This is a genomic window from Cellulosimicrobium sp. I38E (genome assembly GCF_001647255.1).
Taxonomy (GTDB): Bacteria; Actinomycetota; Actinomycetes; order Actinomycetales; family Cellulomonadaceae; genus Cellulosimicrobium; species Cellulosimicrobium cellulans_E.
The window spans coordinates 22,867-35,161 of the sequence record NZ_LUAZ01000015.1; the positions used below are offsets into that span (position 1 = coordinate 22,867).

General features: G+C 74.6%; 13 protein-coding genes. All 13 read left to right on the forward strand.

What is annotated here, in order from left to right; all coding sequences use genetic code 11:
* The first annotated feature begins 7 nt into the window (after positions 1-7).
* On the forward strand, positions 8-1,360 hold the full coding sequence (gene ftsW, locus A0J59_RS04575) for a putative lipid II flippase FtsW (RefSeq protein WP_082918739.1): 1,353 nt from the start codon (positions 8-10) through the stop codon (positions 1,358-1,360).
* Positions 1,361-1,464: 104 nt separating this feature from the next.
* On the forward strand, positions 1,465-2,616 hold the full coding sequence (murG, locus tag A0J59_RS04580) for an undecaprenyldiphospho-muramoylpentapeptide beta-N-acetylglucosaminyltransferase (protein WP_255364990.1): 1,152 nt from the start codon (positions 1,465-1,467) through the stop codon (positions 2,614-2,616).
* Between the two features lie 77 nt (positions 2,617-2,693).
* Entirely contained in the window at positions 2,694-4,091 is a 1,398-nt protein-coding gene (gene murC, locus A0J59_RS04585; protein WP_082918747.1) for a UDP-N-acetylmuramate--L-alanine ligase, read from the forward strand.
* A gap of 329 nt (positions 4,092-4,420) precedes the next feature.
* A complete protein-coding gene (locus tag A0J59_RS04590; protein WP_231581905.1) occupies positions 4,421-5,146 on the forward strand; it encodes a cell division protein FtsQ/DivIB in 726 nt (241 codons plus the stop codon).
* A 161-nt stretch (positions 5,147-5,307) separates the two neighbouring features.
* Complete coding sequence (gene ftsZ, locus A0J59_RS04595) at positions 5,308-6,651, forward strand: cell division protein FtsZ (protein WP_047234002.1); 1,344 nt, start codon at positions 5,308-5,310, stop codon at positions 6,649-6,651.
* A 27-nt stretch (positions 6,652-6,678) separates the two neighbouring features.
* Positions 6,679-7,491, forward strand: a complete 813-nt coding sequence (gene pgeF, locus A0J59_RS04600; RefSeq protein ID WP_064315372.1) for a peptidoglycan editing factor PgeF — start codon at positions 6,679-6,681, stop codon at positions 7,489-7,491.
* Between the two features lie 140 nt (positions 7,492-7,631).
* A complete protein-coding gene (locus A0J59_RS04605; RefSeq protein WP_047234000.1) occupies positions 7,632-8,117 on the forward strand; it encodes a cell division protein SepF in 486 nt (161 codons plus the stop codon).
* A gap of 154 nt (positions 8,118-8,271) precedes the next feature.
* The gene (locus tag A0J59_RS04610; protein ID WP_231581904.1) at positions 8,272-8,562 is read left to right on the forward strand and encodes a YggT family protein; all 291 of its coding nucleotides are present in this window, start codon (positions 8,272-8,274) and stop codon (positions 8,560-8,562) included.
* A gap of 226 nt (positions 8,563-8,788) precedes the next feature.
* A complete protein-coding gene (locus A0J59_RS04615; protein ID WP_047233999.1) occupies positions 8,789-9,457 on the forward strand; it encodes a DivIVA domain-containing protein in 669 nt (222 codons plus the stop codon).
* 134 nt (positions 9,458-9,591) lie between these two features.
* Positions 9,592-10,053: a TraR/DksA C4-type zinc finger protein gene (locus tag A0J59_RS04620; RefSeq protein ID WP_047233998.1), complete on the forward strand. Its 462-nt coding sequence runs from the start codon at positions 9,592-9,594 to the stop codon at positions 10,051-10,053.
* Positions 10,054-10,122: 69 nt separating this feature from the next.
* Positions 10,123-10,797 carry a signal peptidase II gene (locus A0J59_RS04625; protein ID WP_064315373.1) on the forward strand — a complete coding sequence of 225 codons (675 nt, stop codon included), beginning with the start codon at positions 10,123-10,125 and terminating at the stop codon, positions 10,795-10,797.
* Entirely contained in the window at positions 10,794-11,726 is a 933-nt protein-coding gene (locus tag A0J59_RS04630; protein WP_064315374.1) for an RluA family pseudouridine synthase, read from the forward strand. The genes A0J59_RS04625 and A0J59_RS04630 overlap by 4 nt, the downstream gene beginning before the upstream one ends.
* Positions 11,723-12,244 (forward strand): GNAT family N-acetyltransferase, encoded by a 522-nt coding sequence (locus A0J59_RS04635; protein ID WP_172820012.1) that lies wholly within the window; start codon positions 11,723-11,725, stop codon positions 12,242-12,244. The genes A0J59_RS04630 and A0J59_RS04635 overlap by 4 nt, the downstream gene beginning before the upstream one ends.
* The last annotated feature ends 51 nt before the right edge of the window (positions 12,245-12,295 follow it).

Genomic DNA, 12,295 nt, shown 5'->3' on the forward strand with positions numbered 1-12,295 from the left:
TCCGGCCATGACACAGACCGCGAACGGACGAGGGGCACCGTCGGCGCGCACGACCCCTCGCACGGGCGCGGGCCGCAGCACGACGCGAGGCCGGACGAAGGCGGCGACGGGCCGCGAGGCGCGCCCGCGCACGACCGCCGCCCCCGCCGAGCGGCCCTGGCTCGGACAGTGGAACAGCACCGTGACGAGCTACTACCTCCTCGTCGGGGCGACCGCGCTGCTGACGATCATCGGGCTCGTCATGGTGTTCTCCAGCTCGGCCGTCACGCAGATCGCGGCGGGCAAGTCGCCGTTCGACGCGTTCGTCGAGCAGGCGCGCTTCGCGCTCATTGGCTTCCCCGTCCTGCTGATCGCTACGCGCGTCCCCGTCCGCTGGTACAAGCGCCTCGCCTGGCCCGGCCTGGTTGTCGCCGTCGGCCTGCTCGCCGCCGTCGTCGTGTTCGGGGACGCGACCGGCGGCAACCAGAACTGGCTCCCGATCGGTGGGTTCCGGTTCCAGCCCTCCGAGCTCGCGAAGCTCGCGCTCGCGCTCTGGCTCGGGGTGGTCCTCGGCCGCAAGCAGCGGCTGCTCGGCGAGTGGCGGCACGTCCTCGTGCCCGCCGTGCCGGGGACGCTCGCGGTCGTCGGCCTCGTCCTCGCCGGCCACGACCTCGGCACGGCGCTCGTCATCATGATGCTCGCGGCCGGTGCGTTCGTCGTGTCCGGAGCGAGCGGCCGCCTGCTCGGGCTGGGTGCGGCGGTCGCGGCTTTCGCTGTGGGCTACGGGTTGATCTACCTCCAGGAGGGCGGCGACCGGCTCGGTCGGATCGCGTCGGCGTACGGGGAGTGCACGGACCCGCTCGGCGAGTGCTACCAGTCCCTGCACGGCCAGTGGGCGCTCGGCACCGGAGGGCTGACGGGCGTGGGGCTCGGCGCGAGCCGGGAGAAGTGGCTGTACCTGCCCGAGGCGCACAACGACTTCATCTTCGCCGTGATCGGCGAGGAGCTCGGGCTCTTCGGGACGTTGCTCGTCCTGGGTCTGTTCGTGGTCCTCGGACTCGCGATGAGCAGGATCGTGCGGCGCCACCCGGACCCGTTCGTCAAGATCGCCACGGCGGCCATCGGCTGCTGGATCGTCGGGCAGGCCTTCATCAACATCGGCGTCGTGATCGGGCTCCTGCCCGTGATCGGCGTCCCGCTGCCGCTCGTCTCCGCCGGAGGCACGGCGCTCGTGACGACCATGGCCGCCCTCGGCGTCGTGATCTCGTTCGCCCGCACCGAGCCCGGGGCGGCCGAGGCGCTGGCGGCGCGGGGGAGCGTCGTGCGGCGCTCGCTCGCGGTCGTCGGCCGGGCGGCGCGACCCCGGCGCCGCGCGCGATGACTCCCGGCTGCGGGGGGACCGGGCGACGCCCGGCCACGCGCGGCCGACAGCTTCAGACCACAGCCAGGACGCGGCACCCGCCGCAGGGAAGGACGACGAGGTACGTGACGACGATCGGTTCGGTGGTGCTCGCAGGCGGCGGGACGGCGGGGCACGTGAACCCGCTCCTGGCGGTGGCGGACGAGCTGCGGGCGCGTGAGCCCGGCGTGGTGGTGACCGCGCTCGGGGTCGCGGGCGGGCTGGAGGACGACCTCGTGCCCGCGCGCGGCTACCCGCTGCGGCACGTGCCGCGCGTCCCGCTCCCGCGGCGTCCGAGCGCCGAGTGGGTGAACCTCCCGGGGCGGCTCAAGTCGGCGGTGGACGCGGCGGGCGCCGTGATCGACGAGACGGACGCACGTGTCGTCGTGGGCTTCGGCGGCTACGTCTCGACCCCCGCCTACCTCGCCGCGCGCCGACGTGACGTCCCGGTGGTGATCCACGAGCAGAACGCGCGCCCCGGGCTCGCCAACCGGCTCGGTGCCCGGTGGGCCGCGCGCGTCGGCGTGACGTTCGAGGGCACGCCGCTCAAGGGCGGCGTGGTGACCGGCCTGCCGCTGCGCCGCGAGATCCAGGACCTCGTGGCCGCCCGGGCGGCCGACGCGATGGCCGTGCGTGCGGACGCCGCGGCGCGGCTCGGGCTCGACCCGGGCCGGCGCACGCTCGTCGTCACGGGCGGGTCGCTCGGTGCGCAGAGCCTCAACGAGGCGGTCTCCGGGGCGGCCGACGCGCTCCTCGGCACGGGTGCGCAGGTGCTCCACCTGACGGGTAAGGGGAAGGACGCCGCCGTCCGCGACGCGGCCGCGGCCGCCGTCGCGGTCCGACCCGGTGCGCGGTACGACGTGCGCGAGTACCTCGCCGAGATGCAGCTCGCGCTCGCCGTCGCGGACCTGGTCGTGTGCCGTGCGGGCGCCGGGACCGTGGGCGAGCTCGCCGCGCTGGGGATCCCCGCCGTGTACGTCCCGCTGCCGATCGGCAACGGCGAGCAGCGGCTCAACGCGGGCCCGGTGGTCGCCGCGGGCGGCGGCCTGCTCGTCGACGACGCGCAGCTCGACGCGGCCTGGGTCGCGCGCGAGGTCCCGGCGCTGCTCGGCGACCCGGGACGCCTCGACGCGATGGCGCGCGCGGCGGCGGGTGCGGGGGTGCGCGACGGCGCGGCGCGCGTCGCCGACCTCGTCGCCGAGGCGGTCGCCGCCGGCCGGACCGGGGCGCGCTCGTGACGAACCACGGCGCAGCCGCCCCGGTCCCGCTCGAGGAGCTCGGCACCGTCCACCTCGTCGGGGTCGGCGGCGCCGGCATGTCCGTGGTCGCGCGGCTCCTGGTCGCCCACGGCGTCCGGGTGCAGGGCTCGGACGCGCGCGAGAGCGAGACGCTCGCCGCGCTCCGGGCCGACGGCGTGCGGGTCTGGGCGGGCCACGACGCCGCCCACGTCGCGGGCGCCGACACCGTGGTGGTCTCGAGCGCGGTCCGCGAGTCGAACCCGGAGCTCTCCGCCGCGCGTGCCGCGGGGCTGCGCGTGCTGCACCGCTCGCAGGCGCTCGCGTCGCTCATGGTGCGCGGCCGCTCGGTCGCGGTCGCCGGCGCGCACGGCAAGACGACGACGTCCGCGATGATCGCGACGGTCCTGCGCGGTGCGGGCCTCGACCCGTCGTTCGCGATCGGCGGCACGGTGCTCACGGCGGACGGTCCCGTCGCCGGGGGGCACCTCGGGTCGGACGTCCTCGTGGCCGAGGCGGACGAGTCCGACGGCTCGTTCCTCAACTACGCGCCCGACGTCGCCGTCGTGACGAACGTCGAGCCGGACCACCTCGACCACTACGGATCGCGCGCGGCCTTCGAGCAGGCGTTCGTCGACTTCGCGGCGCGGATCGTCCCGGGCGGGACGCTCGTCGCGTGCGCCGACGACCGGGGGGCCCGGGAGCTCGCGGTCGCCCACGCCGAGGGCGGGGGCGCGGTCGTCACCTACGGCACGTCCACCGACGCGGACGTGCGCGTGTCGGACGTGCGCCCGACGGCCGACGACGGGCGTGCGGGCGTGCGGGCGTCGCTGAGGGGGGCCGTCGGTGCGTCGGCGCTCGACGGGCTGGAGCTCCGGCTGCGCGTGCCCGGCCACCACAACGTGCTCAACGCCACGGCTGCGGTCGCGACGGCGGTCGTGCTCGGCGTGGACGCGTCGGCGGCGGTCGCGGCGGCGCACGGCTTCCTCGGCACCGGGCGCCGGTTCGAGGCGCGCGGGGAGGCCGGCGGGGTGCGCGTCGTCGACGACTACGCGCACCACCCGACGGAGGTCGCGGCGCTGCTGGCCGCCGCGCGACCCGTCGCCGCGGGCGGCCGGGTGCTCGTGCTCTTCCAGCCGCACCTGTACTCGCGCACCGCGACGTTCGCGCGTGAGTTCGCCGAGGCGCTGGGCGCCGCGGACGAGGTCGTGGTCACGGGTGTCTACGCGGCGCGGGAGGACCCCGACCCGGAGGTGGGCGCGCACACGATCACCGACCTCATGGACGCCCCCGACGCCGTGGTGGCGGCCGTGGAGGACCGGGTCGAGGCCGCGCACCGCGTCGCGGACGCCGCGCGGCCGGGCGACCTCGTGCTCACGGTCGGCGCCGGCGACGTGACGGAGCTGGGGGCGGTCGTCCTCGCGCGGATCGCCGAGCGGCCCGTGGGCGGCGGGGCCTCCGGAGGGGGCGAGGCCTGATGCGCCCGCCGCCCCGGCCCCGACCCGCCGCGCCCCGACCGGACCGGTCGGTCGCGGGGGAGCGCGCCGCGCGGCCGCCGGCCCCGGGTGCGTCGCGGTCCCGGACGTCGACGCCGGCTCCCCGGGCCCCGGCCGAGGAGACGCCCACGCGACCGGTCCGGCGGGTGGCCCCGTCCGGGCGCGAGCTCGTGCCGTCGTCCGCCGAGCGTCCCGGAGCGAGCCGGACGACGGGCCCGCGGAGCGGCGGTGGGCGCGGGAGCGGCGGCGCCCGGACGCCGACCACGCCGCGCGGGACACCGGCGGCCCCGGTCGGCGTGGTGTCGCACGGGATGACCGAGCGCCTGGCCGAGCGCGACGCGATGCGCCGGCACCGGGTGCGCACCCGCGTGCTGGGGTGGACGACGGGCGTACTCGTCGTGGCCGCGCTCGTGTGGGTCGCGTTCTTCTCCTCGGTGCTCGGGCTCGACCCGGAGGACGTGACGATCTCGGGTGAGGGCACGGTGATCGACCCGGCGCAGGTCGAGAGCGTCGTCGCGGAGTCCGCCGGCGTGCCGCTGCCGCGGCTCGACACGGTCGCGCTGCGCGAGCGGGTCCTGGCCCTCAACGGCGTCCGCGACGTCGAGATCCGCCGTGCCTGGCCCACCGGGCTGAGCGTCCTGCTCGAGTCGCGCGAGCCCGTGGTCGCCGTCCCGGTGGACGGCGGGTTCGCGCTCCTCGACGCCGACGGCGTCCAGGTCCGGACCGACCCCGCGGTCCCCGAGGGCCTGCCCGAGATCGAGGCCCCGCTCGACGAGCGCGGGGCGAAGGCGCTCGACGCGGCGCTCGTGCTCCTCAACGCGCTGCCGGCGGATCTCCATGCGCAGGTCGCCGAGGTCTCGGCCCCGACGCGCGACGCGGTCCGGATGACGCTCCGGGACGGCGTCGTGGTGGAGTGGGGGAGCTCGGAGGAGGCGGCGCTCAAGGTGCGCGTCCTCCAGACGCTGCGGGCGGTCCCGGAGAACGCGGGCGTGACGCTGTACGACGTCTCGGCGCCGACGATGCCGGTGACGCGGTGAGCAGCACGGAAGCGCCGTGGACGGCGATACCCGACACGCGCGAGGCGGTCGTTGATGATGGGCACGTCGACACCTACGGTCGACCCATGAACGACCTGACATAACTATAACCCTCTAGTTGAGGGTGAAGGTTCAGGGCTGACCGATCGAGAGGCATTGACGTGGCAACTCCGCAGAACTACCTAGCAGTGATCAAGGTGGTCGGCATCGGCGGTGGGGGCGTGAACGCCGTCAACCGGATGATCGAGGTCGGCCTCAAGGGCGTCGAGTTCATCGCCATCAACACGGACGCGCAGGCGCTCCTCATGTCGGACGCCGACGTCAAGCTCGACGTCGGCCGCGAGCTGACGCGTGGGCTGGGCGCCGGCGCGGACCCCGAGGTCGGCAAGAAGGCCGCGGAGGACCACGCCGAGGAGATCGAGGACGTGCTGCGCGGCGCGGACATGGTCTTCGTCACCGCGGGTGAGGGCGGTGGCACCGGCACGGGCGGCGCGCCCGTCGTCGCGCGGATCGCGCGCTCGCTCGGGGCGCTCACCGTCGGTGTCGTGACCCGGCCGTTCACCTTCGAGGGGCGCCGCCGCTCCGTCCAGGCGGACCAGGGCATCGAGAACCTCCGCAACGAGGTCGACACCCTCATCGTCATCCCCAACGACCGCCTCCTGTCGATGTCCGACCGCAACGTCAGCGCGCTCCAGGCGTTCCACCAGGCCGACCAGGTGCTGCTCTCCGGTGTGCAGGGCATCACGGACCTCATCACGACGCCGGGCCTCATCAACCTCGACTTCGCCGACGTGAAGTCGGTGATGCAGGGTGCCGGCAGCGCCCTCATGGGCATCGGCAACGCGCGGGGTGACGACCGCGCCGTCCAGGCGGCCGAGATGGCGATCTCGTCGCCCCTGCTGGAGGCCAGCATCGACGGCGCCCACGGCGTGCTCCTGTCGATCCAGGGCGGCTCCGACCTCGGGCTCTTCGAGATCAACGAGGCGGCGCGCCTGGTCCACGAGGCCGCCCACACGGAGGCGAACATCATCTTCGGCGCCGTGATCGACGACGCCCTGGGCGACGAGGTGCGCGTCACCGTCATCGCCGCGGGCTTCGACGGCGGGGCGCCGCAGGTCCGCGGCGACGCCCGCGCGCTCGGCCAGGTGGCCGGGGCGCAGCGCCCGGCGACGAGCGCGATCCCGGTCGTCCCGGCGGCGCGCCCGGTGCCGCCGGCACCGGCGCCGACGACGGGCGCGCACACGCTGCCCCGCCCGGTGGTGCCGATCCAGCCGGAGGCCGACGACGTGCCCGTCACGCTCGACGGGGGCTCGGGCCCGGTGCCGGTCCAGCCGACGCCCGCCCCGACGTTCACGGTCGTCGGCTCGGGCGACGCGGCGAACCAGAACGCGGACGCGGTGCCGGGCGGCCAGAACGCGGGCGTCGAGGTGCCGCCGCGGATCTTCGACGAGGAGCCCGCGCGCCGCAAGGTCGAGGAGCTCGACGTCCCCGACTTCCTCAAGTGACCCGGTGCTGACCCAGGACCGGTCCCGATGAGCACCCGACCCGCGTCCGACGGGAGGGGTGGTGTCCTCGACGCCGCCCCTCCCGTCGTGCTCGAGGTGGATCTCGGTCCTGGCGTGCGCGCCGGGTTCACGACCCGCACGGGTGGCGTCTCACCGGAACCGTGGGACTCGCTCAACCTCGGCCTCAACGTGACCGACGACGCGACGCGCGTCCGGAGCAACCGTGCGCGCGCGTCCGCGTGGCTCGGGGCTCCGGTCGCCTTCTCCTCCCAGGTGCACGGCACGCACGTCGTGCGGCTCGGCTCCCCGCCCCGAGACGCGGACGGTGCGCCCGTCGACTCGGTGGGCGAGGCCGACGCGATCGTCGCGACCGCACCGGGCGTGGGGCTCGGCGTGCTCGTGGCCGACTGCGTGCCGGTGCTCCTCGCGGACGCCGACGCGGGTGTCGTCGGGGTCGCGCACGCCGGACGGCGCGGGCTCGCGCACGGCGTCGTCCCGGCGGTCCTCGAGGCGCTGCGCGCGGCAGGCGCCCGGACCGGTAACGTCCGGGCCGTCGTCGGGCCGAGCGCGTGCGGCCGGTGCTACGAGGTCCCCGCGACGATGCGCGACGACGTCGCGCTCGCGCGGCCGGCCACGCGGTCCACGACCTCGTGGGGCACCCCCGCGCTCGACCTGCCGGCGGGCGTGGTCGCCGACCTCGTCGCCGCGGGGGTCAAGGACGTCGTGCACGTCGACGTGTGCACGATCGAGGACGACCGCTTCTTCTCGCACCGACGCGCCGCGCGCGGAGGGACGACGACCGGTCGTTTCGCCGGGCTGGTGGCGCTCTCCGCCGCGTGACCGCCCCGGTCTCGACCTCCGGGTGAGGTTGAGGACCCCGGGCGTGTCGTCCCCGGATCGTCCGACGCCCTCGGTTAGCGTGAACGCACCGGTCCGACGGCCGGTGGACCGACGGATCGATCGAGGACGGAGCAAGGCCCATGGCGGGAGCGCTGCGCAAGACCATGCTGTATCTGGGCCTCGCTGATGATCGCGGCGAGGACGAGCAGGACGAGTACGTCGACGAGCTCGACGAGACGGGGGCGGACGTGTCGCACGACTACCAGGCCCAGGTGACGCCGCTGCACCGCGCGCTCGGACCGCGCGAGGTGCCGCAGACGAGCATGTCGGCCGCCGAGCTGCGCAGGATCACGACGGTGCACCCGCGCTCCTACAACGACGCGCGCGTGATCGGGGAGGCGTTCCGCGGTGGCACGCCCGTGATCATGAACCTGTCGGACATGGACGACGCGGACGCGAAGCGCCTGGTCGACTTCTCCGCGGGCCTGATCTTCGGGCTCCACGGCGCCATCGAGCGCGTCACCAACAAGGTGTTCCTGCTCTCGCCCGAGCACGTGGAGATCACCGGCGAGGAGCAGGCCGCCGCGCCGGCTCCGGGGCGCGCCGGGTTCTACAACCAGAGCTGACGACGTGCGGGGCGCGCCGCGCCCGCCGAGCACGCGCCCCGCGCACGGCAGAGAGGGACGGACGTGGCGACACGTCCGTCCCTTTTCTGCTGCGCGCGCGGGAGGTGCGTGTCCCGCGCCCGGACGCGGGACGTACGTCTGGCACAGTTGACCCGTGATCTGGGACCTCATCACAGGGATCGTCGGATTCCTGCTCTGGCTCTACCTGCTGCTGCTCATCGGTCGCCTCGTGTTCGACTGGGTGCAGTTCTTCGCGCGCGACTGGCGGCCACGAGGCGTCATGCTCGTGGTCGCCGAGGTGATCTACTCGGCGACCGACCCGCCCCTGCGTGCGCTGCGCCGTCTCATCCCGCCGCTCTCGCTGGGGCAGGTGCGCCTCGACCTGGCGTTCATCATCCTCTTCTTCGCGGTGACGATCGCCGCGCAGATCGTGTCGTCGCTCTGAGACGCACGTCACGCGCCCCGTGCGCGTGCCCCGCCGGCCGTGGTGCGCTACGTCCGGTTCGCCCCGACCGCGACCGGCCCGACGCCGGACCGTCACGTCATCCACACGGGCGCGCGGCGCGCGAACGCACGGCCGCTCCCGGCCCCCACGGGCAATCTCCGCTACTTTGGACTCTGGTGATCGCGAGGTCGCCCGGACCGACACGCAAACGCTATGAGGTGAACCGATGGCACTGCTCACTGCAGAGGACATCCTGAACAAGAAGTTCTCGGCGACGAAGTTCCGCGAGGGCTACGACGTCGAAGAGGTCGACGACTTCTTGGACGAGGTGGTGAGGACCCTCAACTCCGTGCAGGAGGAGAACGAGGACCTCAAGTCGAAGCTCGCTGCCGCGGAGCGTCGTATCGCCGAGCTCAGCCGGGCCGACGCGTCCAGCGCTGCGGTGCAGCCCGCCGTCGTCGAGGCGCCCAAGGCGCCCGAGCCGGAGCCCGCTCCGGTCGCACCGATCTCGCAGGCCGTCGTCGCGAAGAACGGCGCCGAGCCCGAGTCGGCGACCGGCATGCTCCAGCTCGCCCAGAAGCTGCACGACGACTACGTGCGCTCGGGCCAGGAGGAGGGCGACCGGCTCATCGCGGAGGCGAAGGAGGAGGGCACGCGCATCGTGCGCGAGGCCGAGGAGACCTCCCACCGCACGCTGTCGCAGCTCGAGCAGGAGCGCTCGCTCCTCGAGCGCAAGATCGACGAGCTGCGCATCTTCGAGCGCGACTACCGCACGCGCCTCAAGAGCTACCTCCAGAACCTGCTGGGCGACCTGGACAACCGGGGCAGCGCCCTCCCGCCGCGCAGCAACGTCGGCGGGGCGAGCCGCACGAGCGACCTCGCTCCCGGCATCTAGCACCTGCGTCGACCGTCCGGCAGCGGCCGGTACGCCTCGCACCTGCGTCTTTCCGCCTCGGCGGACCGGCGTGGTGTGTTGTGCGTACCGGCCGCTGCGTCTACTCTCGCGTGACTCGAACTTGGAGGGGCGACATGACCAAGCTCACCACCGCGGCCCGAACGGCCGTGCGCGACCGATTCCCGAACCTCGCGAAGGACGTCAAGTCCTTCCCCGTGCGCGACGGGGAGGAGCCCTGGACCCTGCGGGAGGTCGAGGAGCTCGCCGCCGAGCTCCTCTCCGAGAAGGAGCGCCTGGAGGGTGAGCTCGCGTCCGCGGACGAGGAGCTCTCGAACCTCCTGCGGCACTCCGGCGACGGGGCGGGCGACGACCAGGCCGACTCCGGCTCGAGCGCCCTGGAGCGGGAGCAGGAGCTGACCCTGGTCAACAACGTGCGCGACCTCCTCGCGCAGACGTCGCACGCCCTGGACCGCATCGCGGCGGGCACGTACGCGACCTGCGAGGAGACGGGGCTGCCGATCGGCAAGGCGCGCCTCCAGGCGTTCCCGCGGGCCAACCTCTCCGTCGAGGCGAAGCAGCGCGCCGAGCGCCGCTGAGGTCCGTCCTCTCGTCGGTCGGGCAGGGGGCGCGCCGAGGCGGGGGCCGACGTGGCAGACTTGCCGCCGATGTCCACCTCCGCGCGCCCCGAGCCCACCGAACCCGCTGACGCCGTCGCGGGCACCGAGTCCGGTACCGACACCAGCACAGCACGCCGCGGTCCGCGGCGCGTGCTGGTGGTCTGGACCGTCGTCCTCGCCGCCCTCGTCCTGGTGCTCGACCAGCTCACCAAGTGGTGGGCCGAGTCCAGCCTGACGCTCGGCGACGACACGATCCCCCTCCTGGGCTCTCTCCTGGGACTCCGGCTCATCTACAACCCCGGTGCGGCGCTCTCCATCGCGACGGGGATGACCTGGCTCCTGACGATCGTCGTCGTCGCCGTGGTGGTCGTCATCGTGCGCATGGTGAGCCGGATCGGCTCGCGCGCGTGGGCGGTCGCGCTCGGTCTGCTGCTCGGCGGCGCGCTCGGGAACCTCGTCGACCGGTTCTTCCGTGAGCCCGGCTTCGCCCGCGGGCACGTCGTGGACTTCATCGCCTACGCGAACTGGTTCGTGGGCAACGTCGCGGACATCGCGATCGTCGCCGCCGCGGTGATGATCGCGGTGCTCTCGGTGCTCGGGATCGGGCTCGACGGGAGCCGCCACGGGGACGACGAAGCGGGCGACGAGGTGGGCGACGAGGCCGAGCCGATCACCGAGCCCGGCCCGACGACGGTGCGCGCGGACCGCGAGGAGGAGCGGTGAGCCTCCGCTCGCTGCCGGTGCCGGACGGCCTCGCGGGCGAGCGGGTCGACGCCGGCCTGTCCCGTCTCCTCGGCCTCTCCCGCACGCGCGCGGCGGAGCTCGCCGCGGACGGCGCCGTCCGCCTCGACGGTCGGGAGGTCGGCAAGTCCGACCGGCTCGTCCCGGGGGCGTGGCTCGAGGTCGACGTGCCCGACGCCGCACCGCCGGCGGTCGAGGTCGTCGCCGAGCCCGTGCCGGGCATGGGGATCGTCTACGACGACGACGACGTCGTGGTCGTCGACAAGCCGGTCGGCGTCGCGGCGCATCCCTCGCCGGGCTGGACCGGCCCGACCGTGGTCGGTGCGCTCGCGGCAGCCGGGTACCGGATCTCCACCTCGGGCGCGGCCGAGCGCCAGGGCATCGTGCACCGCCTCGACGTCGGGACCTCGGGCCTCATGGTCGTCGCGAAGAGCGAGGTCGCGTACACGGCGCTCAAGCGCGCCTTCAAGGAGCGCACGGTCGAGAAGGTCTACCACGCTCTGGTCCAGGGGCACCCGGAGCCGACGACGGGGACCATCGACGCGCCCATCGGGCGCCACCCGAGCGCCGACTGGAAGTTCGCGGTGACCGCGGAGGGCAAGCCCTCGGTGACGCACTACGAGGTCCTCGAGATGCTGCCCGCGGCCTCGCTCGTCGAGGTGCACCTCGAGACGGGGCGCACGCACCAGATCCGCGTGCACTTCTCCGCGCTGCGCCATCCGTGCGTGGGCGACCTCACCTACGGCGCCGACCCCGTGCTGGCCTCGCGCGTCGCGCTGACCCGCCAGTGGCTCCATGCCGTGCGCCTCGGGTTCGAGCACCCGACGACGGGGCAGTGGCTCGAGCTGACGAGCGAGTACCCGGAGGATCTCGCGCACGCGCTCGAGGTCCTGCGCGGGGCGTACGCGTGAGCGACGACGTCCCGGGTGCGGGCACGGGCCGGCTCGTCGTCGAGCGCGTCGTCGACGACGGCGGGCTGGCCGCCGCGCACGCGCTGCGGCTCGCCGTGTTCGTCGACGAGCAGGGCGTGCCGGTCGAGGAGGAGATCGACGACCTCGACACCGCGGCGACGACGACGCACGTCCTCGTGCGCGACCGCGAGCGAGACGGTGCGGTCGTCGGCACGGGCCGCTTGCTCACGGACCCGGCGCACCCGGGCGAGGTCCACATCGGACGGGTCGCGGTGTCCGCGTCCGCGCGCGGCACGGGCGCGGGTGCCGCGGTGATGCGCGCCCTGGAGGAGATCGCGCTCGCCGAGCACGCGGCGTCGGGCACGGAGGGGCGCCGCGCCGTGCGCGTCGTCCTCTCGGCCCAGGTCCAGGCGATCGGGTTCTACGAGCGCCTCGGCTACGTGGTGTCCGGTCCCGTCTACCTCGACGCGGGGATCGACCACCGCGACGCCGCGAAGACCCTCACGACCGACGTCTGACGCGTTCGCGGAGCCGGACTCGAAGCCGGTCCCGGCTGGCGACGACGACTG

Coding starts and splice junctions, on each gene's coding strand:
- ftsW (WP_082918739.1), top strand. CDS start 8: ATGACACAGACCGCGAACGGACGAGGGGCACCGTCGGCGCGCACGACC.
- murC (WP_082918747.1), top strand. CDS start 2,694: ATGTCCGTGGTCGCGCGGCTCCTGGTCGCCCACGGCGTCCGGGTGCAG.
- A0J59_RS04590 (WP_231581905.1), top strand. CDS start 4,421: ATGACCGAGCGCCTGGCCGAGCGCGACGCGATGCGCCGGCACCGGGTG.
- pgeF (WP_064315372.1), top strand. CDS start 6,679: ATGAGCACCCGACCCGCGTCCGACGGGAGGGGTGGTGTCCTCGACGCC.
- A0J59_RS04605 (WP_047234000.1), top strand. CDS start 7,632: ATGGCGGGAGCGCTGCGCAAGACCATGCTGTATCTGGGCCTCGCTGAT.
- A0J59_RS04615 (WP_047233999.1), top strand. CDS start 8,789: ATGGCACTGCTCACTGCAGAGGACATCCTGAACAAGAAGTTCTCGGCG.
- A0J59_RS04620 (WP_047233998.1), top strand. CDS start 9,592: ATGACCAAGCTCACCACCGCGGCCCGAACGGCCGTGCGCGACCGATTC.
- A0J59_RS04625 (WP_064315373.1), top strand. CDS start 10,123: ATGTCCACCTCCGCGCGCCCCGAGCCCACCGAACCCGCTGACGCCGTC.